Raw genomic sequence first — 23,708 nt, forward strand, 5'->3', positions numbered from 1 at the left:
TTGCATCCGTCTATCGTATAAACGCCTTAGACTATCGGGGAAACGCCGTTTTCTTGCGCACTTATCGTTCGGTCACATGCTCTCAACCCAGGTGGAGTCCTATGATTACCTCCTTGTTTGCTCAAGTTCCTTTTGATCAGTACCGAGTCATCAACACAGACGACTTCGACGAGGCGCATCCACACATCTGCCAGGCGCTTAACTCAGCCAAGTTTCAGGTTCTGCGTGGCCAGATCCAGCACAATCAGCTTGACCTCTTACCGTGTGGTCATTTGTCCCTGATCAAGCTGCGCTATGGCTATGGCGCCGAGGTCAGTGTCGACCCAGGCTGCTTGGAGGGTTATTTTTTACTGGTTCTACCTACGCAAGGAAAAGCGGCATTCCATTTCGATGGCCGCCGCATAGAAGTCTCGCCCCGCGAGGCGTTTCTTATCAGCCCCGACAAACGGTTTCACTTCCAAGCCAGTCATGATTACGAGCAAGTCTTGCTGCGCGTGAACAGAAGCGCAATAGACGATGCCTGGTGCCGCCTCACCGCTCAAGATCATGCGCCGCCTATTTTTTTTGATGCCGTCATTTCCTTGCATAGCCCTGGCTGGCAAGCCCTGATACCCATGCTGCAATGGGTAGGCCGCTGCGCCAATCTTGGCCAAGGTAACAGCCTCGCTCAAGCGGCGCTGCTGGCGCAAACCGAGGTACTGCTAGCCACTACCTTGCTGCTGCACCAGCCCCACAGTATGGCTGCGTACCTATGGCCGGCACCCCCGCCATCGGCATCCAGCGCCATCCGCCGCGCCCAAGCTTATATGTTGGAGCATTTGGGCGAACGCTTGCCTGTGGCCTCGGTGGCCAGCCACTGCGGGCTATCGGTCAGGCGTTTACAGGCTTTATTTCAAGATGAATGCCGCCTATCCCCCTTGCAGTGGCTGCGCCATCAGCGTTTGCTCGCGGCTCGCCTAAGCTTACAAACAGCCGAACGCAACGAAAAAATTGCGGATGTTGCGATGCGCTATGGCTTCAGCCATCTGGGAGAGTTTTCTCGGGCTTATCGACAAACTTTCGGAGAAACCCCTCAGCAAACCCGCAAATCTTAGCGAGAGCCCACGCCAATGACGCGTAAGCGGGCCTGGCCCGACCCGCTCAAATCCCCCACAGCAAAACGACGTTGCTGTACCGCAGCATTTTCCACGCTCTCACCCTCTTTTTTTAACCCGGTCTAGCCGGTTTTTTGTAAGTAAAAATTACTGAAACAGTATGAGAATATTTTTCTCTGAAATTTTTCTTCTAATAAATTCAAACAACTGAATACGTCACCTGTTTTTTTGGTATACAAAACACTATATTTTAAATAGGGACGCTCCCTAATAAAATTCGTTGTGATACCGGAAGCTCAGCGTTATCTTTTCCTCTCCTAGCATCGCCCTGGAAGGTTTTACGATGACGAACGCCGCCTCCTGTCCATTGCCCGAAGAAAAGCCTGTAGTCCTGCATCGCAGGCCTACCGCTTCCATCGGCCTCTACGACCCGAAGAACGAGCATGACGCCTGTGGTGTCGGCTTTGTCGCTCATATCAAGGGCAAGAAAAGTCACGCCATCATTCAGCAAGGCTTGAAGATTCTTGAGAACCTGGACCATCGCGGTGCGGTGGGCGCCGACAAACTGATGGGCGACGGCGCCGGGATCCTGATTCAGATCCCCGACACGCTTTACCGCGAAGACATGGCCGCACAAGGCGTCAAGCTGCCGCCGCCAGACGAATACGGCGTCGCCATGGTATTCCTGCCCAAGGAAACCGCCTCGCGCCTGGCCTGTGAGCGCGAGCTCGAGCGCGCCGTTCGCGATGAGGGACAAGTCGTATTGGGCTGGCGCGATGTGCCGGTGGATACCGACATGCCCATGTCTCCTACCGTCAAGGCCGTGACGCCTGTGATTCGCCAGCTCTTCATCGGGCGCGGACCCGACATCATGGTGCCCGACGCCCTTGAGCGTAAGCTTTACGTCATCCGTAAAACAGCCAGCCATGCCATCCAGCGCATGCAGCTTGCTCACGGCCAAGAGTATTACGTGCCTTCGGCTTCGGTTCGCACCGTGGTGTACAAGGGCCTTTTGCTGGCTGACCAGGTCGGTCGCTATTATCGCGACTTGTCGGACCCGCGCGCCGTGTCGGCACTGTCGCTGGTACACCAGCGCTTTTCCACCAATACCTTCCCTGCTTGGCCTTTATCCCACCCTTATCGGCTGATCGCGCACAACGGCGAAATCAACACCATCAAGGGCAACTTCAATTGGCTGCGCGCCCGCGAAGGCGCCATGCAATCCGCCGTGTTGGGCGACGATCTGACCAAGCTTTATCCCATAGTGTATGAAGGTCAGTCTGACACCGCCACCTTCGACAACTGCCTGGAACTGCTGGTGATGTCGGGCTATTCGCTGGCCCACGCCATGATGATGATGATTCCCGAAGCTTGGGAACAACATACCCATATGGATGAAAGCCGGCGCGCCTTCTACGAGTATCACGCCGCCATGATGGAGCCCTGGGATGGCCCGGCGGCCATGACCTTCACCGACGGTCGCCAAATCGGTGCGCTGCTTGACCGCAACGGTTTGCGCCCTGCACGTTATCTGATCACGGACGACGACATGGTGGTACTGGCTTCCGAAGCCGGCACCCTGCCGATTCCCGAACACCGCATCGTAAAAAAATGGCGTCTGCAGCCTGGGCGCATGCTGCTCATCGACCTGCAGCAAGGCCGCATCATCGACGATGCCGAGATCAAAACCCAGTTGGCCAATACACGGCCGTATCGGCAATGGATCGAAAGACTGCGCGTCAAGCTGGAGTCGCTGCCTGCTCAACCCAACACGCCAACTCACCACTCACTGTCGCTGTTGCAGCGTCAACAAGCTTTCGGGTGGACCCAAGAAGACTTCAAGTTTGTTCTTGAGCCCATGGCGCGCAATGGCGAAGAAGCCACTGGCTCTATGGGTAACGATGCCCCGCTGGCTGTCCTTTCGGATAGACCCAAGCCCTTCTACAACTATTTCCGTCAGCTGTTCGCTCAGGTCACCAACCCCCCCATAGACCCCATACGCGAACAACTGGTGATGTCGCTGGTGTCGTTCATCGGGCCCAAGCCCAACCTGCTGGACATCAATAACGTTAATCCGCCACTGCGCCTGGAAGTCGCGCAACCCGTGCTGGATTTTGCCGCCATGAGCCAGTTCCGCAACATTGGCGCTATCACCAGCCATAAATTCCGCAGCCTGGAGTTGGACATCACCTATCCGGTGGCCTGGGGCTCGGAAGGCATAGAAGCCTGCCTGGCCAGGCTGTGTGCGGATGCCGCCGATGCCGTCAGCAGCGGCAACAACGTGCTCATCATCACCGACAGAAACACCGATGCCACGCATGTGGCGATTCCGGCACTGCTGGCTACGTCGGCCATCCACCTGCATCTGATCCGCACCGGCTTGCGCACCCGCACCGGCCTGATCGTGGAAACGGGTTCGGCCCGCGAGGTTCATCATTTCGCATTGCTGGGCGGCTTTGGCGCCGAGGCCATTCACCCCTATCTCGCCCTGGAAACGCTGGCCGGCATGGAAGACGGCGACCACGCCATCCAGAACTACATCAAGGCCATAGGCAAAGGCTTGAACAAGGTCATGTCCAAGATGGGCATTTCGACCTATATGTCTTATACCGGCGCGCAGATTTTTGAAGCCGTGGGCCTGAGCTCCGCCTTGATCAAAACCTACTTTACCGGCACGCCCAGCAGCATAGAAGGCATGGATATTTTTGGGGTGGCGCAAGAAGCCCTGCGCTCGCACCACGCGGCCTTCCGCAATGACCCCATGCTTAGCAATGCCTTGGATCAGGGCGGCGAGTACGCCTACCGCGTCAATGCCGAAGCGCATATGTGGAGCCCGGAATCCATTGCCAAACTGCAGCACGCTACACGCAGCAATCAGTATTCCACCTACAAAGAGTACGCCCAGCTCATCAACGATCAAGCACGTCGGCAGATGACCTTGCGCGGTCTGTTTGCCTTCCGCGCCGACCCCGCCCAGGCGCTGCCGCTGTCCGAGGTTGAGCCTGCCAGCGAGATCGTCAAACGCTTTGCCACCGGCGCCATGTCGCTGGGCTCTATCTCTACCGAAGCGCATTCCGTCTTGGCCGTAGCCATGAACCGCATAGGCGGCAAATCCAATACGGGTGAAGGCGGCGAAGACGAACTGCGTTACCGCGCGGAAATGCGCACCGGCAACAGTGGCATTCAGGACGGCGATAGCCTGGCCTCGGTACTGGGCGACGATCGCATCGAAGCCGATGTACCGCTCAAGGCAGGCGACTCCTTGCGCTCGCGCATCAAGCAAGTGGCATCGGGCCGTTTCGGCGTGTCCGCCGAGTACCTGTGCAGCGCCGATCAAATTCAGATCAAGATGGCCCAGGGCGCCAAACCGGGCGAAGGCGGCCAATTGCCCGGCCACAAGGTCTCTGAATATATCGCCAAGCTGCGCTACTCGGTGCCTGGCGTCGGGCTGATTTCGCCACCGCCCCACCACGACATTTATTCGATCGAAGACTTGGCCCAACTGATACACGACCTGAAGAATGTGAATCCCCAGGCTGCCATCTCGGTCAAGCTGGTTTCCGAAGTCGGCGTGGGCACCATTGCCACCGGGGTCGTCAAGGCCAAGTCCGATCATTTGGTCATTGCCGGCCACGACGGCGGCACGGGGGCTTCACCTGTTTCGTCCATCAAACATGCCGGCGCCCCTTGGGAACTCGGCTTGGCTGAAACCCAGCAAACGCTGTTGCTCAACCACATGCGCAGCCGCATTCGCGTGCAGGTAGACGGCCAGCTCAAGACCGGGCGCGACGTCGTCATCGGTGCGCTGTTGGGTGCTGACGAGTTTGGCTTTGCCACCGCACCGCTGGTGGTGGAAGGCTGCATCATGATGCGCAAGTGCCATCTGAACACCTGCCCGGTCGGGGTAGCCACGCAAGACCCAGAACTGCGCCGCAAGTTCTCCGGACGTCCCGAGCACGTTATCAATTACTTTTTCTTCGTCGCCGAGGAAGTCCGCGAAATCATGGCTCAGTTGGGCATACGCCGCTTTGACGAGCTGGTGGGCCGCGTGGATTTGCTCGAAACCCGCAGCGGCATTGAGCACTGGAAGAGCCAAGGGCTGGATTTCTCTCGGGTATTCCAGGCCATTACAAACGACTCGCCGCTGCGTCAAACCGAAGAGCAAGACCACGGCATGGATCAGGCCTTGGATCACCTGCTGATAGAACGCAGCCAAGCCGCTCTGGAAAACGGCGAAAAAGTCTCTTTCATTACACCGGTACGCAACCGCAACCGTACCGTCGGAGCCATGCTGTCGGGTGCCGTCGCGCGCCGCTACGGCCACGACGGCCTGCCCGACGACACCATACACATACAGTGCAATGGCACCGCGGGCCAAAGCTTTGGCGCCTTCCTGACCCACGGCGTAACGCTGGACTTGGTAGGCGAAGGCAACGATTACGTGGGCAAGGGTCTTTCCGGTGGCCGCATCATCGTGCGCTCGCCCAACGACTTCCATGGTTATGGGCCCGAACACATTATTGCGGGCAACACCGTGCTGTACGGCGCTTTGGCCGGCGAAGCCTATTTCAACGGCGTGGTGGGCGAACGCTTTGCCGTGCGCAACTCAGGTGCCGCCGCTGTTGTAGAAGGTACCGGCGACCATGGCTGCGAGTACATGACGGGCGGTACCGTTGTGGTCTTGGGCGAAACCGGTCGCAACTTCGGCGCCGGTATGTCGGGTGGCGTTGCCTATGTGTGGGACCCACACGGCAGCTTCGAGCAACGCTGCAATGCTTCCATGGTGACGCTCTCGGGCGTGCTGAGCAACGACGAGCAGCAGGCACGAGCTGAACAAGACACTTGGCACACCCTGCACCGTGGCGGCGAACGCGACACCGACGAGAACATCTTGCGCCACATGATAGAAGCGCATTACCGCCACACTGGCAGCCTGCGCGCCAGAGAAATCCTGAACGACTGGCAACGCACACGCCTAGCCTTCGTCAAGGTCATGCCTACCGAATATCTGCGAGCCCTCAAGACGCTTTGGGCCCAGACCACTCCGATTGCCGCCTGAAGGAAGACATCATGGGTAAACCCACCGGCTTCATTGAATACGCCCGCCTTCAACAGACCAGCCAGGCACCGCTGCAGCGCCTGAAGCACTGGCGTGAGTTCGTAGAGCCCCTGGACGCGCAGAAAGCTGGCGTTCAGGGCGCACGCTGCATGGATTGCGGCATCCCGTTTTGCACCTCGGGTTGCCCAGTGCACAACATCATTCCTGATTGGAATGACCTGGTTTATCACCAACAATGGCGCCAAGCGCTAGATGTACTGCACGCAACCAACAACTTCCCCGAGTTCACCGGTCGAGTCTGCCCTGCGCCTTGCGAGGCAGCCTGTACCTTGAATATCAACAGCGATGCGGTCGGTATCAAGTCCATCGAGCACGCTATCATCGAGCATGCTTGGCAACAAGGCTGGGTCCTTCCTCAGCCACCTAAGCAACGCACCGGCAAGCGTGTTGCCGTCATCGGTTCGGGTCCCGCGGGCTTGGCATGTGCCCAGCAGTTGGCACGCGCCGGCCACGCCGTGACCGTCTTTGAAAAAAATGAGCGTGCCGGCGGCCTGCTGCGTTTTGGCATCCCCGATTTCAAGCTGGATAAGGCCATCATCGATCGCCGCATCAGCCAGATGGAAGCCGAAGGCGTCAGCTTTCAGCTTTCGACTTACGTAGGCGATGCCAAGAAGGCGCCCAGCGGCCTTTCCGTCGTCACCCCCAAGCAACTGAAAAAGGATTTCGACGCCATCGTGCTGGCCGGCGGCGCCGAGCAAGCTCGCGATCTGCCCATACCGGGCCGCGAGTTGCCCGGCGTGCATTTCGCCATGGATTTCCTGACTCAGCAAAACCGCGTCAATGCCGGTGCTCGCCTGGCTGACCAGATCAGCGCACACGGCAAACATGTGGTGGTGATTGGTGGCGGCGACACTGGTTCCGACTGCGTGGGCACCAGCAATCGCCAAGGCGCCGCCTCGGTCACCCAAATCGAACTCATGCCGCGCCCCCCGGAGGCCGAGAACAAAAGCCTGAGCTGGCCTTACTGGCCCGCCAAGCTGCGCACATCGTCCTCGCATGAGGAAGGCTGCGAGCGTGATTGGGCCATCTCTTCTGTGGCTTTCGAAGGCGACGGCAAAGTTGAAAGCCTGCTTGCCACTCGCGTCACCTGGCAAGCCGACCCCGTGACCGGCCAAATGAAAATGAAGCCAGTCGACGACACCACCATGAAACTGCCCGCAGACTTGGTATTGCTGGCCATGGGCTTTGTATCACCCGTGCCAGCCGTGCTTTCCGCCTTCGCAGTGGACGCCGACGGTCGTGGTAATGTCGTGGCCGACACCGAGCAATACCGCACTTCGGTAGACAAGGTTTTTGCTGCCGGCGACATACGACGCGGCCAGTCTTTGGTGGTTTGGGCCATACGCGAAGGCCGCCAGTGCGCCCAATCGGTGGACGCCTGGCTGATGGGGGAAAGCGTACTGCCGCGCTAAGCTTGCTGCGCATAGCGCAGAACACCCTCTGTCAACGGCACCGGCCGGCCCTGTATCCACTCAGTGCCGGCCGGTGCTTTTTTGTCGACGGAAAGCGCTGATTCATCGAAAAACCCAGCCTAAGAATGCACACCGGTGATACAAATCAAGCATCCTGTTGAACAAGGCAGCCTGGGCACAAACTGGAGACGTCCTGCGCTGCCGTAGATAAGGAGGGGCCGAGCCGTAGCGGCAAAGAGAATGCTACGGCTTGTCAGCGCTTCCAAAAGGAGCCGAGATGAAAAAGAAAGCACTGCCAATGACTGCTTTAGGCATGTTGATGGCCCAGCCGGCCATGGGGAATGTCAATTGCCCACCGGGCAACTCAACAACACCTGTGACATGCACGATCACGGCGAGCCAAGGCGGCAATGGGCAGCAGCTTGTCATTGACTTCCTCAATGACACCGACGGCCTGCACACGGGCAACTCGGGCGGCGAATACACCGTCATCAACAGCGCCTCGCTTAGTGCCACACAATCGCCGTATGCACCCATCATGGTGCGCCTAAGGGGTGAAAACGGCTCCGGCCCAAGCGCAGCCTCCGATACAGACAACGGCTATCCAGGTGGCACCGGCGGCATCATCCATATCACCAACAATAGCGGCGCAACCCTCACGGCTTCAACGCTTCCCACCTCGGGTGAAACGGGCAACGCCCCGGGCATCTGGGACGATAAGGGTGCGATGTACGGCATCTATGCTGCCTCCGTCGCCGGCAATGGCGGCAACGGAAACGGCGGCATAGACGGCGCGGATGGCGGCGCCGGCGGCGCAGGACGTGCGGTCTACATCGATAACAACGGCAGTATCGATGTTCGAGGTGCCCCGTACGGTGGTGTGGGCATCTTTGGTGCATCAATAGGAGGCGGCGGCGGACGCCAAGACGACTCCACCTTCGGCACAGGCAACCAAAAAGGCGGTAGCGGCGGCAACAGCGACATCATTGTCATTTCCAACCAAGGAAGCGTCAATATATCGGCCACCGACGCCGGCAAGTATGTGTGGGGGATAGCCGGCGAATCGGTAGGCGGTGGGGGTGGCATCTACACAGGCAATGGCGGCAACGTCAATCCGAACGCCGCCTCCCTTATTCAGAACAGCGGCACGGTTCAGGTAAGCGCCGAGGGCACGGACATCATACAAGGGGTGCGTGGCCTATCCATGTTTGCGCAGGGCGGCGCCGGATACTCCTCCAACGATGGCAGCGACAACGGCGGCAAAGGCGGAGATTTCGGCCAGATGCGCATCGTCAACAGCGGCAAAATATCAGTGATCAGCGACTCCACCCCCTCAACCGCAGACCAGTCCTCCATGTCTGGGGGCATCGTCGTCATCGGCCGTGGCGGCGAAGGCGGGATGGGCTCAGACGACGAGGTATTCAGTGGCGCACCTGCCGGAAACGGGGGTTCTACGCCCAGCACCCAAAGCAACCCACTGATCAGCGTCCAACTCGATAAGGGCTCATCCATCATTACCCAAGGCAATTATCTGCCAGGGGTGAATCTTTCCCTTTGGGGTGGCACGGGCGGCAAAGGCCGCAATGACAGTGACGGCGGCAATGGCGGGAACGGCGGGGCCGCCGTGATTCGCGTATACGACGACACGCAGATTTCAACCCAGGGCATCAAATCTCATGGTATTGCCGCGCGTAGCGACGGCGGCAGCGGCGGCGGGCACGGTGACTCGGGCAGTCTTATCGACTTTTCTTCGAACAAAGGCGGGGATGGCGGCAACGGTGGAGCCATCATGGTACGCACCGGTGATGGCTCCACCCAGGCAGGCGGCGGCACCATTCTGACCCAAGGCGATAACGCCATCGGCATACTGGGTCAGTCCATGGGCGGCGTGGGCGGCAATACCGGGTACAGCTTTGATTGGATAAGTCAAAGCACCAACGACGGCGGCAACGGCGGCTCTAGCGGCCTTGTCTCCCTGGATAGCCGAACCGCCATCACCACGCACGGTGTAGCCGCGCACGGCATGGTGGGGCAGTCCATCAGCGGCGGCGGGGGCACGGGGGGCACGAGTGCGGGCATCAATGCCGTGGGCGGCAACGGCGGCACGGGCGCGGCAGGCGGCGAAGTCTACCTCAAGCAAGCGGGCAACCTGCTGCAAACGTATGGCTCGAGTGCCTACGGCATGCTGGCGCAATCCATAGGCGGTGGCGGAGGTGACGGCGGCGGTGCCAAAGGCGTGTCGGTCATCGGCGGCTCGGGTGAAGGCGGCGGCAATGGTGGCAAATCCACAATAGAAGTCGGTAGTCATGGCGTGCAGACCTCCGGTGATCACGCGCATGGACTGATTGCTCAATCCATAGGTGGAGGGGGCGGTTCAGGCGGGGCTGCCTATGCCTTAAGCGTCGGCGTAGGCTTCTCCATGGCGGTGGCGGTAGGCGGCTCGGGCGCAGCGGGCGGTGCGGGCGGCACGGCAACGGCTAATGTGTCCGACGCCTCCATCACCACCCTCGCAAAAGGGGCTGAGGATGGCGATGCGAACGGCATCGTGGTGCAGTCCATAGGCGGAGGAGGCGGCGCCGGCGGCGACTCCGTCGCCAAGGCAGTAACCGTTTCTATGCCCACGCCGGAACAATCCATAGGCTTGGCGATCAGCTTTGCGCTAGGCGGCGAGGGTGGCAAGGGGGGAGCCGGCGGCACAGCCTCTTCTACCTTAAACAATGCTTCGGTCACGACCTATGGTGATAACTCTCAAGGCGTTGTCGTGCAGTCTATAGGCGGCGGCGGGGGCCTGGGTGGTAGCGCCTCTGCAACCTCTACAGTCGTCGGCACCACAGGAAGCTCCTTCAGCGGCACGATACAGACGGCACTGGGCGGTTCAGGCGGCAGCGGCGGCAATGGCGGTAACGCCACACACACCCTCAAAGGCTCTCATATCGATACGTCTGGCCTCTATGCCAATGCGATTCTGCTGCAAAGCGTGGGCGGCGGCGGGGGCTCGGGCGGCATCGGGTCGGCATCCGGCTCCTCCTTCAACTCGGACACCTCTTTTTCCTTTACGACTCAGTTGGGAGGCTCAGGCGGCACAGGCGGCAACGGGGGCAATACCGAACTCAGCATAGATTCAAATAGTTCTATCGTCACGCGGGGCGACGGCGCCCGAGGCGCCCTGGTTCAATCCATAGGCGGTGGGGGCGGTGTTTCGCAGGGTGGTCAGGTCGGCTTTGATTTCAGCGGTAGCGTGGGAGGCACGGAAGGCCAAGAGCCAGGAGGCGCGAATGGGGGTAACGAAGGCGAAGAACCCACAAGCGTGAATCTTAGCGCCAGCGTGGCGCTGGGCCGTAACGGCCCTGGCGGAGGCACAGGCGGCACGATTCAACTAAGCCACCGAGGTCTCATCACCACCTCCGGCGCCGACGCAGATGGTCTGCTGATACAGAGTGTAGGTGGCGGCGGCGGTTTGGGTGGGGCGGTAGGTGGCGATAGTGGCGATGACGATGAGCGCCCTTCCCTTCTTGACGACGACGGCATGCAATACCACCTGGAAGCTTCCCTGGGCGGCAAAGGCGGCGACGGCGGGCGTGGCGGCAATCTCGGTAGTAGCGACCGAGCCATTGATCTGGGTGGTAAAACAGTCACTTCCGGTGACTACGCCGATGGCATCGTACTGCAGTCCATAGGCGGTGGGGGTGGCGTGGGCGGCGCATCCAGCGCCTCGTCCAGTCTCTCGTCATCGAAACTGACGTTAACGGCGGGAGGGCGTGGAGGCGGTGGTGGCAATGGCGGGGACATCACCGCTTTCTTGAACGGCAATCTGAATGACAATAACGGCGGCAATCGCGTCGAGACCGCTGGGTACGGCGCGATGGGGATCGTGCTGCAATCCATAGGCGGCGGGGGCGGCGTCGCGGCATCGGGCTCACCACGTGCGCGCGGCACGATCACCGCCGGAGGCCTAGGCAATCACGGCGGCAATGGCGGCAAAGTCGTGATCACCGAACGCAGTTGGAGCACAATCGTGACAACCGGCGATCTCGCCCACGGCCTGGTGACACAGTCTATAGGCGGCGGGGGCGGCATCGCCATCGTTGGCAGCACAAGCTCGGCCGGTACTACCGGCAGTCAACAATTTGATCTGCATGCAGGCAGCGTCAACGCAGCAGGCTACCTCTTCGGTGACAACGCGCCCAACGCCCAGGGCGGTGACATCAAAGTATCGTCTGGCTTGGCGCTTAACACGTTTGGCGACAGAGCCATAGGGGTGGTGGCGCAATCCATAGGCGGTGGCGGGGGCATAGTCACGACCGGCTCGGCAGATGGCCTCGGATCCATCACTGTGGGCACCGGTGACTCCAACTCATCTTCGTCGTCCTCTTCCGGCAAAGTAGAACTGAGCTTGACCGGAAGCCTCTACACCGCAGGCGACGGCGCCTATGGCATGGTCGCCCAGTCTATTGGGGGTGGGGGTGGAATCGTGGGCGATACCGCACAAACCCTGCACCATGGCAACCCCACACGCGGTGCAGCTTATGCGCCAACGGGGGGTAGTTCCTATACCAACAGTGGCCGCAGCGGAGAAGTCAAAGTGGACTTTGACGGCACGCTGAAAACGTCTGGCACCAACGCCCACGGCATTGTGGCGCAATCTATAGGCGGCGGCGGGGGCATAGTCGGCGGCCCAACAGGCGGCTTCGCAGGCGTCATAGGCAACGGCGGCTACGCCAGTACCGTTACGGTGAATCAGTCGGGCAGTGTACAAACCAACGGCTCCGGCGCTAGCGGCATCTTTGCGCAAAGCGCCGGCAGCGTGGACGCCGGCCCCGTCTACGTCGTTGTCAATGGCAACGTACAAGGCGGCTCGGGTGATGGCAGTGGCGTATGGATCGCAGACGGTAGAGCCGCGGAAGGCAGCAGCAATATCAACCGTTTGACGATCAATACAGGCGGCATGGTCAGTGCGCTTTCGCAAGTAGCGGTGCGTTACGACGGTATGTGGGCGGCTAACCGGCACAACTTAACCATAGACAACTCCGGCACGATTAAAGGCGATATCGTTTGCTCGGCCAGCGATAGCGACAAGGCCTGCACGCTTAACAACAAAGAGGACGGCGTCGTTCTTGATGCCGAAAGCTACAAAGCCAACGTCAATAACGCAGGTCTACTCGTAGTTGGCCCAACGGATAGCTTCAAGACGCTGACGGTTGCCGGCGACTTTACTCAGTTGGATACCGGTCTGCTGAGTCTGGAAGCCGATTTTGAGGCACTGCGCTCTTCGAAGATGGTGGTGCTGGGCGACGCCACGCTGGACGGCAAGGCGCAGGTCGTCGCGCGCGCCCTGCTCCCCGAACGCGAACTGACAATTTTGACGGTGCAAGGCGATACACAAGGCTCGCTGGACGTTGCCAACAGCCCCATCTTCGCCTACGAGACTCGGAAGGTAGGAAAAGACACCCGCCTGCGTGTGGCATCAGCTAACTTTGACGCGCCCTCCATGGGACTGCAAGGTAACGACCAACAGGTCGCCCAACACTTGCAGCGGGCTTGGGACCAAGGCGGCAATGCCGACTTGGCACCTTTGTTTGCGCAACTGGACATGGCTTCACGGGAAGGTAGTAGCGGGTATCGCCAAAATGTCTCTCAACTTTCCCCCGGCGTAACTCTGGCACCTGCGGCACAGTCTGCAGCCAACTTGGCGCGCTTCACCAACGCCATGATGTCGTGCCCAAGCTTTGACGGCAATAACGCCCTCACGCAAGAGCGCGACTGCTTCTGGGGAACCGTCAGCGCTCGTACCGCTACGCACAACGCCAGCGACAATATGTCCGGCTTTCACTACAGTGCGGTGACCTATCAGTTTGGCGGACAAAAAGAAGTCAGTCCCGGCTGGTTTGTAGGCGCTTCAGTCGCCTACGAGAACAGCCATCTGCGCGGCAGCACAGGCCGTGTCAGCGGCAAAGGCGATAGCGGCTATATCGGTGCCCTGGTCAAACGCCAGGAAGGCGACTGGACATTTTCCGGGGTCCTGGGCGGCGGCTACGGCTCCTACCATATGAACCGCAGCATAGGCATTACCGGCTATCAAGGCACGCTGTCCAGCAATCCCGACGTCTACGGCTTTAACCTGCGCCTGCGTGCAGCTCGCACCTTTGCCTTCGAGGACTTCTACGTGAAACCCTATGTAGACCTGGATGCCAGCTATACCCGCATGCCCGGCTACACGGAATCGGGCGCCAACCCGCTAGCCTTGAAAGTGGATGACAGCAAACAGTTCACCGTGGGCCTGTCGCCAATGGTAGAAATCGGCGGCCGCGCAGAACTGGACAACGGCGCTACCTTGCGGCCCTTCTTGTATGCCGGCGTTTCCTTTCTTTCACAAGATGACTGGAAAGCCAGCGCACGCCTGCGTGGCGCCCCCCGAGTCAATGCGTTTGACACCTCCATGCCCATCGATGATGTCGTCGGCCGGGTCGGCGCGGGTGTGGAAATCACAAAGACGGGCAGCGTAGATTTTCGCTTGCAGTATGACGGCCTGTTCTCGAAGAATATACGCAGCCACAGCGGCACCTTGAAGGTGATGATGCCCTTCTGATCAACCGTTTGATGCCATGGCCTGGCGCAGCCGCTGCGACGCTGCCCGGCCTAGCATCAAAGGCGTTAAACCATTGATGAAACTGACCTCGATCTGCGCACCGGGTCGTTGAGCCACATGGGAAATATGTTCAAGATTAATAATGAGTGAACGAGACAAACTGCAGAACGGCGGTGATGGAAGTTGTTCTGCCACACGTTTGAGGGTGACATGGATAAGCTCATTGGCATGCCCAACCCCGTACAAGCACACGTAATCCCCCTGTGCCTGCACGACGGTCAACTGATCTATCTTGATAAAACGTTTGCCCGACCGGGTTCGCATACTCAGGCCGGCGGCTCGAGGTTGCAGCCGGGCCAGCGTTTGGGCCAGCCTCTCGGGGCTGACAGGCTTAAGCAGATAGTCAACCGCCTCTACGTCGAAGGCCCTGGCAGCGTGATCCTTGTGAGCGGTAACAAAGACAATCGCTGGGTTGTGTCTGGACTCCAGCATTTCCAGCACTTCAAAGCCCGTACCGGCGGTCAATTCAATATCCAGAAAAAGCACGTCCGGTTTGCATTCGCGTGCCAAGCGCCAGGCCTGTTCGACGGTGCCGGCTTCGCCGATCACCAGCAAACCTGGCATCGCTTCCAGTAGACGGCGCAGATAACGCCGTGCGGGTGCTTCGTCGTCGACGATAAGCACACTTAACATGCCTTGCGTCCTGAGGGAGTAAATGGCCTGATAGCAAAGAGAGTAAGTGGTGTGCAGGTAATGCAGTGGTAGGGAAAAGCGCACACCCAGTGCAATATAAGCCATGATGGATGCGGCAGTGAAGCCCCAAATTATTCATGGCGTCTTTAGGCAGCAAAGCTATGCATTCCACCTCGACCAGTCGGGATTTCCTTAAAGGCGACACGGTAAAGAGTTTTTGGCGCGCCCAGGTCGCGGTCTGGGGTGTCTTTGCGACGGTAGGCTTTGTCAGCCGCTTTGCGATATTCGAGAATATCGAAGCGGCATGGTGGCTGACGCTGTGCCAAGAGTCTTTAGGTTTCACGCTGACCAGCGTCGCTGCCGTGTTGTACTGGCGGCGCCGCAGCAAAGCCTATTCACCGGTACTCGTTGGCGTATGCGTGATATTGCTCTGCCTGGGAACCTCGGCCTTGTTGACGGCCACAGGCTACGCCATCCACAACCTGATGGTGCCGGAGATCATTAAGGCCGTACCCCATCAGCAGTTCAAGCTGGGGTTCTTCTACTACATGGGGATACTTTCCATCTGGTCACTAATTTATTTTGGTGCCTCGGCTGAGCTGGCGGCACGGACCGAGCGCTTGTCAAAAATGCAGGCCGAATCACGTGCCCTGAAACTAGAGCTAGAGCGCCTGCAGCAACAAATCGAGCCCCACTTTCTCTTTAATTCGCTTAACACTATTGTGGCGGAAATCTCTGACCGCCCGGCCATCGCCGAGGAAATGACCCGCCGGCTGGCGGCCTACCTACGCTACTCGCTGGATAAACAAGGGCGCGGCTTAAGCCGCCTGGAAGAGGAAATCGAGGCCGCCGAAACCTATGTGCGCATACTCGCACTGCGTTTTGATACCCGGCTGGAATGTCAATGCCGCATCGACCCCGCCACCTTGAATAAAGAGCTGCCACACATGACCCTGCAAGGGTTGGTAGAAAACGCCATCAAGCACAGCATGCGCGCCGAACATGAGTGTTTTCAAATCAATATCGACACCCGCATGCAAGGTGAAGAACTCGTGATACAGGTCAGCAACCCCGGCATACTGAAGGCACCTTTTGACCTAGCTAACGGAGGCGGTGGCCTTGGAAACCTTTGCCGCCGTTTAGCCTTGCGCTACCCCGACAGATTCAAGTTCTCGCTGGATCAACGCGCAGGCCGCATTGTGGCTGAGATTCGTATGAACGGGGACCCTGAAATGTTATAAATCGTCCCCGTCGAATTGCGCCTCCCTTCACACCAGATACAATAGGCTCATCCCCTATTGTTCGCATATCAATGACTTCAGCCGAAGCCCTATCTTCGTCCGCCCCCATTCTGCGTTTTGCCGGCGTTTCGCTTGGCTATGGCGACTTCACCGTCTTGCGCGGCATCACCTTAGACATCAAGCCGGGGCAGGTCGTAGCCATGATGGGCGGTTCCGGTTCGGGCAAGACTACGCTGCTGCGGGGTGCGACAGGGCAAATCACGGCTCAAAGCGGTACGATTCACGCCTTTGGCGAAGACCTGGCCAAACTGCCGCCGGGCCGACTGCGCGAGTTGCGTCAGCGCATGGGCGTGCTGTTTCAGCAAGGCGCCCTGTTTACTGACCTGAATGTGTTTGAAAACGTTGCGTTTCCCCTGCGGGAACACACCCGCATGCCCGAAGCACAACTCGTTCAAACCGTGCTCGACAAGCTTGACGCCGTAGGGCTGAAAGCGGCTGCGCACCTGCGCATTGCTGAAATTTCCGGCGGGATGGCCAGGCGCGTGGCGCTGGCGCGCGCCATCGTGCTAGAGCCCGAACTTATTTTGTACGACGAGCCCTTTGCCGGGCTAGACCCCATTTCCCTGGGCATTACCGCTCAGCTGATACGGGGTCTTACCGACCGGCTGGGCTGCGCTTCGGTTCTGATTACCCACGACGTGCAAGAATCCTTTGCCATTGCCGATCAGGTCTGCATCGTGGGGCAAGGTCGCATGTTGGCCAGCGGCACGCCGCAAGACTTGGCCGCCTCCGAGAACGAGTACATCCGGCAGTTCATCAATGGGCGCCCCGACGGCCCCATCGCCTTCCATTACCCCGCCACCCCGGCTTTCGAGCGGTGGCTTAAGCAGCACGGAGGGCAACCATGAACCCCGTAGGTCTCATCACCGCCTTGGGACGCCGCGTTTCCGGCTGCCTGGCCGGGTTGGGTATGTTTACCCGCATGCTGTTCACTTTAATAGGCAATAGCGGCATCGTTTTCAAGCGCCCCGGCCTGGTCTCGCAGCAAATCCACTTCATCGGTAATTACTCGCTGCTCATCATTGCTGTTTCCGGTCTGTTTGTGGGCTTCGTGCTTGGGCTTCAGGGTTATTACACGCTCAGCCGCTATGGCTCCGAAGAAGCCCTGGGCTTGCTGGTCGCTCTCTCTTTGGTGCGCGAGCTGGGGCCGGTAGTCACCGCGCTGCTCTTTGCTGGTCGTGCGGGCACCTCGTTAACGGCCGAGATCGGCCTGATGAAAGCCAGCGAGCAATTGGCCGCCATGGAAATCATGGCGGTAGACCCCATACGGCGCGTGCTGGTCCCGCGTTTCTGGGGTGGGGTGATCGCCATGCCCATACTCGCCGCTGTGTTTTCCATGGTGGGCATCCTGGGCGGCTGGATCGTCGGCGTCAAGCTGATAGGCGTAGACCCCGGTGCATTCTGGTCTCAAATGCAAGACGGCGTTGATATCTTCAAGGATGTCGCCAACGGTGTTGCCAAAAGTATCGCTTTCGGCGTCGTCGTCACGCTGATTGCCTTGTACGAAGGCTGGAACGCCAAGCCCACGCCCGAAGGCGTCTCGCGCGCCACGACCCGAACCGTTGTCAGCGGTGCGCTCGCCGTGCTGGGGCTAGACTTTATTCTTACCGCACTCATGTTCGATTGATAGCAAGGACGCATTACTCATGACGCGTGACAAAACCGATTTCTGGGTGGGGCTGTTCGTCCTGCTGGGTATTCTGGCTCTGGTGTTTCTGGCCCTGCGCGCCGGCAACATGAGCACATTCTCTTTTGCCCCCACTTACCGGGTACAAGCCCACTTCGATAATTTGGGTGGCCTGAAGGTACGCGCACCAATCAAAAGTAGCGGTGTGGTCGTCGGCAGAGTCTCGGACATAAAATTCGACAACGACGCCTATCAAGCCCTGGTCACACTAGACCTCGACAGTCGTTATACTTTCCCGGCAGATTCTTCCTTGTCCATCCTGACCTCCGGCCTGTTGGGCGAGCAGTACATCGGCATCACGCCTGGCGGCGAAGACGCCATGTTTGCTGAAGGCAGCACCGCGCAATACACGCAAAGCGCAGTCGTGCTCGAAGAGCTCATCAGTAAATTCTTGTACAGTTCTGCAGATAAGGCCGGCACCTCCAACGCGTCTCCGGCGCCCGCACCGGCCCAGCAGCCTTCCTCTTCACCTGCACAATAAGACTATTCATCATGGTGTCTTCCGTTTCCAGCCACCCCGTCGCCAGCCGCCGCCTTCGCATGGCTCTGCTTCCACTGGCAGCCGCATTGGCTACCGGCTGTGCCTCCGTGCCCGCTCCCAGCCCTGACGACCCCTGGGAAAGCTATAACCGCAGCATGTTCCAGTTCAACGAAGCCATGGACAAAGCGCTGCTCAAGCCCATTGCTCGGGGCTACGAGGCTGTCACGCCTCAGCCGGCTCGTACGTGTATCAGCAATATCTTCAACAACGTAGGCGACGTGTTCTCCTCCCTGCACAGCTTCCTGCAAGGTCGTGGCCACGACGGCATCAATAGCATGGGTCGAGTCTTGCTCAACTCCACACTGGGGCTGGGCGGCTGTCTCGATCTGGCCTCGCGCAAGGGTGTAAAACGCATCCCCAACGACATGGGCGTTACGCTGGGCGTATGGGGCTTCGGTAGCGGCCCCTATGTGGTGCTCCCCTTCGTCGGTTCAAGCTCGCTGCGCGACGGCGTAGGCTGGGGAATATCCTTGGCAGGCGAACTCAGCACAAGCGGCGCCCTCGTCCACTTGGATAACGTGCCTGTTCGCAACAGCATTATTGCGCTCTACGCCATCGACTTGCGCGCAAACCTGCTGTACGCCGACGACATGGTTGACCGCATTGCGCTTGACCGCTACAGCTTTATTCGCGACGCTTACCTGCAACGCCGGGAAGCCATGGTTAATGGTCAATTCACTAGCAGTTCGCCCGGCGACGTGCTGCCCGACTACGGGGACGACGAAGACGACTTCCCCGAAGCGCCTGCCAGTAGCGCCCCTAGCAATCCCTAACCAAGGTTTATTATGTTTACCGTCCTGCCCCCAAGCATCGGCCGCTTCTTCACACGTTTCATCGCCCCCTTAGTTCTGGGGGCGGCCTGCGCCGCATCTGCGCACGCTCAGCAGAAGGTCGACCCCAAGGCTGCACCGGACGCCTTCGTACAGACCGTCGCCAACAATGCCTTGCAAGCCATTCAGAACGAGCCCGCCGCCTCGCGCACCGATCTGAACCGCCTGAATCAGTTGGTGGATCAGTACGTGCTGCCTTATGTAGATCTGCAGAAAACCACCCGGCTGGCCGCCGCGCGCCACTGGCGCATGGCTACGCCCGAGCAGCAAGCGCGTCTGGTTGAGGCATTCAAGGGCACGCTTATTCGTACCTACAGCGGCGCTTTGGCCAAAGCCGACGAAGTATCGAACATTACGATTCAGCCCTATCGCGGCGAGGCCGATGCCAAAGACGCGCATGTCCGCTCCTCACTTTCCCAGCGCAATGCCCCATCGGTTAACGTGGATTACCGCCTGGAAAACACCCCAGAAGGCTGGAAGATTTACGATCTGAACGTCGAAGGCATCTGGCTTATCCAGAACTATCGCAATCAGTTCAACCAGACTATCTCGCAACAGGGTATAGATGGCCTGATCGACACTTTGAACCAGCGCAACCAGTAGCTCTTGACGCCCTTGGGCAGTGCTTGGTACTAGCCCCTATAATGATGCGCTTGGCACGCATATCGTGCGCCAGGCGCATTTTTGTTCATCATGTCAGCTCTTTCGCTAGAACACATCACTAAAGTTTACGACCCCGCACCGGCCAGTTTGCTGGACCGTCTGCGTGGGCGTCCGGCTCGTCCCGGCTTCCAGGCGCTCAATAATGTCAACCTCACCGTCGAGCACGGCGAGTTCTTTGGCTTGCTGGGCCCCAACGGCGCAGGCAAAACCACCTTGATCTCTATCTTGGCGGGTTTGGGGCGTGCTACGTCGGGGTCCGCCAAAGTCTGTGGCTACGACGTCGTCAGTCAATTTCGCGAGTCGCGGCGCGCCTTGGGCGTGGTTCCCCAAGAACTCGTCTACGATCCCTTCTTTACCGTGCGTCAAACCCTGCGTTTGCAATCGGGGTATTTCGGGCTGCGTAAAAATGACGACTGGATAGACGAAATCCTCTTCAATCTGGGGCTGTCAGACAAGGCCGACGCCAATATGCGCGCCTTGTCGGGCGGCATGAAGCGCCGCGTACTGGTCGCTCAGGCTCTGGTGCACCGCCCGCCTGTCATCATTCTCGACGAGCCCACCGCCGGGGTCGACGTAGACTTGCGCAGAACGCTTTGGGAGTTCATCTCCAGGCTTAACAAGCAGGGGCACACCATCCTGCTGACCACCCACTACCTGGAAGAAGCTGAAGAGCTCTGCGGGCGCATTGCCATGCTCAAGCAAGGGCATATCGTGGCACTAGACACCACGCAGGCCCTGCTATCGCGAGTCGGCGGCACCGACCTCGAAGACGTTTTTGTGCGCATCATGCAAAACGACAACCCCTTGGAAATACTCGCATGAGCACGCCACACTCTCGTCTCCCCCTTTCGGCCGGCGGCTCGGGCTTTCCCACGCTGCTCTACAAAGAACTGCTGCGCTTCTGGAAAGTCGGCTTTCAAACGATTGCCGCGCCTGTACTCACGGCGCTGCTTTATTTGCTGGTGTTTGCACATGTACTAGAGGGCCGGGTCAATGTGTACGACAACCTGCCCTACACGGCCTTCCTTATCCCCGGCCTGATGATGATGAGCATGTTGCAAAATGCCTTTGCCAACCCCTCATCTTCGCTGGTGCAAAGTCGCATTACGGGCAATCTGGTCTTTATTTTGCTGCCGCCTTTTTCGCAACAGCAGATTTTCTGGGCCTACCTGACAGCGGGCGTGATTCGCGGACTGAGCGTGGGCGTGTGCATCTGGCTGATATCCCTGTTTTTCGTGTCTTTGGTGCCGCATAACCCCGTTTGGGTGCTGGTTTTTGCCGCCCTATCGTGCGGCATCATGGCGTCGCTGGGCATTATTGCCGGCCTCTGGGCCGAAAAATTCGACCAGATGGCGGCTTTTCAGAACTTCCTGATTATGCCGGCCACCTTCCTTTCGGGTGTGTTTTATTCCATACACTCGCTGCCGCCTTTCTGGCAGCAGGTTTCCCACTGGAACCCCATCTTCTACACCATCGACGGCTTCCGCTACGGCTTTTTCTCAGTCTCAGACGTCTCGCCATGGCATAGCCTGGCAGTCGTAGCCGGGGTCTTCGTTGTGCTGTGCATGGCTACGCTACGCCTGCTGGCCATAGGCTACAAATTACGGAGTTGAGTTGAACATGCTGCCCACCCCCGAACAAGTCCGCCAATACATTACCGAAGGCCTAGACTGCGAACATATTGAAGTACAGGGCGACGGCGCCCACTTCGAGGCCGTCATCGTCAGTGCCGCTTTTGAAGGCAAGCGACGCATTGCACGCCACCAGCAGGTTTACGCTGTGCTGGGCAAGCGCATGGATGCCGAAATCCACGCGCTGTCTATGCGCACCCTGACGCCCGAAGAATACCGAAACAATCCCAATGGATAAACTGCTTATCACCGGTGGCCGTAGCCTGAATGGCGAGATTGCCATCTCGGGCGCCAAGAATGCCGCCTTGCCCATACTTTGCGCTAGCTTGCTCAGTGCCGACACGCTCGAGCTCGACAACGTTCCCGAGCTGAAAGACATCGGCACCACGCTGTCGCTGCTGCAGCAAATGGGGGTCAGCTTCGAACGCTCCGGTCACCAAGTCAAACTGCAGGCTGCGCAGCTCGACAGCCTCGAAGCACCCTATGAACTCGTCAAAACCATGCGAGCCTCTATCTTGGTGCTGGGGCCTCTATTGGCCCGCTTCGGCCAAGCACGCGTCAGTCTGCCGGGCGGTTGCGCCATCGGCCAACGCCCCGTCGACCAGCACATCAAGGGGCTGGCCGCCCTGGGCGCCGATATCCGCATCGAACACGGCTTCGTGGTGGCACAGGCCAAACGCCTGAAGGGCGCCACCATACGTACCGATATGGTTACCGTAACCGGCACCGAAAACCTGATGATGGCAGCGGTACTGGCCGAGGGCCAAACCATACTCGAGAACGCTGCGCGCGAGCCCGAAGTAACCGACTTGGCCGAATTGCTTATCAAGATGGGCGCTCGCATCGAAGGTCACGGTACAGACCGTATCGTCATTGACGGTGTTGAGCGCTTGCACGGCGCCAGCCACCGCATCGTTCCCGACCGTATCGAGACAGGCACCTTCCTTTGTGCCGTCGCTGCCACAGGGGGCGATATCATGCTTAAAGGCACGGCACCCGTCACCCTGGGTGCCGTGCTGGACAAACTCCGCGAAGCGGGCCTTACCCTGGAAACCGGCCCAGATTGGATTCGTGGCACCATGAATCATAGACCTCGCGCGGTGGGTTTCCGCACCTACGAATACCCAGCCTTCCCCACCGACATGCAGGCCCAGCTTATGGCGTTGAACTGCGTAGCCGAAGGCACCGCCGTCATCGTCGAAAACATTTTCGAGAATCGCTACATGCACGTGCAGGAACTGCGCCGCATGGGGGCTAACATAGACATAGACGGGCCTACCGCGGTGGTAACCGGTGTGGCGCGCTTATCTGGAGCCAAAGTCATGGCCACCGACCTGCGTGCTTCGGCCAGCTTGGTCATTGCCGGCCTGGCCGCCGAAGGCGAAACCACCGTCGAACGCATTTACCACCTAGACCGTGGCTACGAACGCATGGAAGACAAACTATGCGCCGTCGGTGCCGACATACGGCGCATCAAGGATTGAACATGAGCTCCGCACGCCCCCTGACGCTGGCCCTTTCCAAAGGTCGCATCTTCGAAGAGACCCTGCCGCTGCTGCAGGCTGCCGGCGTCCAAGTCACGGAAAGCCCCGAAAGCTCACGCAAGCTGATTCTGCCTACCAGCGACCCCGGCCTGCGCCTGATCATCGTGCGCGCCACCGATGTGCCTACCTATGTCCAGTACGGCGCCGCCGACCTGGGGATTGCCGGTAAAGATGTCTTGTTTGAACATGCGGCCCAGAACCCCGGCGGTCTTTATCAGCCAGTCGACCTCGATATCGCCCGCTGCAAGCTGTGCGTAGCCGTGCGAGAAGGCTTTGACTACCAAGCGGCAGTCGCACAAGGTTCACGTCTGCGTGTAGCCACCAAGTACGTACGTGCCACGCGTGAACATTTTGCGCGAAAAGGGGTCTATATAGATCTGATCAAGCTGTATGGCTCCATGGAACTCGCGCCGCTGGTCGGCTTGGCCGATGCGATTGTCGACCTGGTTTCCACCGGCGGCACCTTGCGCGCCAATCATTTGGTCCCTGTCGAAGACATCGTCGACATCTCTTCGCGCCTGATCGTTAATCAGGCTTCGCTTAAGACACGCGCCGATCGGCTGCAACCGCTGATCGACGCTTTTGCACAGGCTTCCGCCGCCTAGAG

At 59.2% G+C, this 23,708-nt stretch carries 16 protein-coding genes; 15 read left to right on the forward strand and 1 reads right to left on the reverse strand.

What is annotated here, in order from left to right:
• Positions 1–101: 101 nt before the first annotated feature.
• From H0484_RS07635 to H0484_RS07650, 4 genes are all read left to right on the forward strand, one after another.
• Positions 102–1,094: an AraC-like ligand-binding domain-containing protein gene (locus H0484_RS07635; RefSeq protein ID WP_226953951.1), complete on the forward strand. Its 993-nt coding sequence runs from the start codon at positions 102–104 to the stop codon at positions 1,092–1,094.
• A 343-nt stretch (positions 1,095–1,437) separates the two neighbouring features.
• Complete coding sequence (locus H0484_RS07640) at positions 1,438–6,153, forward strand: glutamate synthase-related protein (RefSeq protein ID WP_226953953.1); 4,716 nt, start codon at positions 1,438–1,440, stop codon at positions 6,151–6,153.
• Between the two features lie 11 nt (positions 6,154–6,164).
• Positions 6,165–7,625 carry a glutamate synthase subunit beta gene (locus tag H0484_RS07645; RefSeq protein WP_226953954.1) on the forward strand — a complete coding sequence of 487 codons (1,461 nt, stop codon included), beginning with the start codon at positions 6,165–6,167 and terminating at the stop codon, positions 7,623–7,625.
• 277 nt (positions 7,626–7,902) lie between these two features.
• A complete protein-coding gene (locus tag H0484_RS07650; RefSeq protein ID WP_226953956.1) occupies positions 7,903–14,211 on the forward strand; it encodes an autotransporter outer membrane beta-barrel domain-containing protein in 6,309 nt (2,102 codons plus the stop codon).
• Here the strand turns inward: H0484_RS07650 and H0484_RS07655 are convergent, their stop codons facing one another.
• Complete coding sequence (locus H0484_RS07655) at positions 14,212–15,009, reverse strand: LytR/AlgR family response regulator transcription factor (protein ID WP_226953957.1); 798 nt, start codon at positions 15,007–15,009, stop codon at positions 14,212–14,214.
• A 56-nt stretch (positions 15,010–15,065) separates the two neighbouring features.
• On the opposite strand from H0484_RS07655, the gene H0484_RS07660 reads away from it, so the two are divergent.
• The 11 genes from H0484_RS07660 (at position 15,066) to hisG (ending at position 23,706) form a co-directional block, all read left to right on the forward strand.
• Positions 15,066–16,145: a sensor histidine kinase gene (locus H0484_RS07660; RefSeq protein WP_226953958.1), complete on the forward strand. Its 1,080-nt coding sequence runs from the start codon at positions 15,066–15,068 to the stop codon at positions 16,143–16,145.
• 71 nt (positions 16,146–16,216) lie between these two features.
• Positions 16,217–17,053, forward strand: coding sequence for an ABC transporter ATP-binding protein (locus H0484_RS07665; RefSeq protein WP_226953960.1), 837 nt, complete (start codon positions 16,217–16,219; stop codon positions 17,051–17,053).
• Entirely contained in the window at positions 17,050–17,832 is a 783-nt protein-coding gene (gene mlaE / locus H0484_RS07670; protein ID WP_226953961.1) for a lipid asymmetry maintenance ABC transporter permease subunit MlaE, read from the forward strand. The genes H0484_RS07665 and mlaE overlap by 4 nt, the downstream gene beginning before the upstream one ends.
• A gap of 19 nt (positions 17,833–17,851) precedes the next feature.
• Entirely contained in the window at positions 17,852–18,373 is a 522-nt protein-coding gene (gene mlaD, locus H0484_RS07675; RefSeq protein ID WP_226953962.1) for an outer membrane lipid asymmetry maintenance protein MlaD, read from the forward strand.
• Positions 18,374–18,384: 11 nt separating this feature from the next.
• Positions 18,385–19,206 (forward strand): MlaA family lipoprotein, encoded by an 822-nt coding sequence (locus tag H0484_RS07680; protein ID WP_315859938.1) that lies wholly within the window; start codon positions 18,385–18,387, stop codon positions 19,204–19,206.
• Between the two features lie 12 nt (positions 19,207–19,218).
• The gene (locus H0484_RS07685) at positions 19,219–19,866 is read left to right on the forward strand and encodes an MlaC/ttg2D family ABC transporter substrate-binding protein (RefSeq protein ID WP_226953963.1); all 648 of its coding nucleotides are present in this window, start codon (positions 19,219–19,221) and stop codon (positions 19,864–19,866) included.
• A 90-nt stretch (positions 19,867–19,956) separates the two neighbouring features.
• A complete protein-coding gene (locus H0484_RS07690) occupies positions 19,957–20,748 on the forward strand; it encodes an ABC transporter ATP-binding protein (protein ID WP_226953964.1) in 792 nt (263 codons plus the stop codon).
• Entirely contained in the window at positions 20,745–21,539 is a 795-nt protein-coding gene (locus H0484_RS07695; RefSeq protein WP_226953965.1) for an ABC transporter permease, read from the forward strand. Before H0484_RS07690 ends, H0484_RS07695 begins: the two co-directional genes overlap by 4 nt.
• 7 nt (positions 21,540–21,546) lie before the next feature.
• Positions 21,547–21,795 (forward strand): BolA family protein, encoded by a 249-nt coding sequence (locus H0484_RS07700; RefSeq protein ID WP_226953967.1) that lies wholly within the window; start codon positions 21,547–21,549, stop codon positions 21,793–21,795.
• Complete coding sequence (gene murA / locus H0484_RS07705; RefSeq protein ID WP_226953969.1) at positions 21,788–23,041, forward strand: UDP-N-acetylglucosamine 1-carboxyvinyltransferase; 1,254 nt, start codon at positions 21,788–21,790, stop codon at positions 23,039–23,041. The genes H0484_RS07700 and murA overlap by 8 nt, the downstream gene beginning before the upstream one ends.
• Positions 23,042–23,043: 2 nt before the next feature.
• Positions 23,044–23,706: an ATP phosphoribosyltransferase gene (gene hisG / locus H0484_RS07710; protein WP_226953970.1), complete on the forward strand. Its 663-nt coding sequence runs from the start codon at positions 23,044–23,046 to the stop codon at positions 23,704–23,706.
• Positions 23,707–23,708 lie beyond the last annotated feature (2 nt).

Origin of the sequence: Mesopusillimonas faecipullorum, assembly GCF_020539505.1 — a bacterium.
Taxonomy (GTDB): domain Bacteria; phylum Pseudomonadota; class Gammaproteobacteria; order Burkholderiales; family Burkholderiaceae_B; genus Mesopusillimonas; species Mesopusillimonas faecipullorum.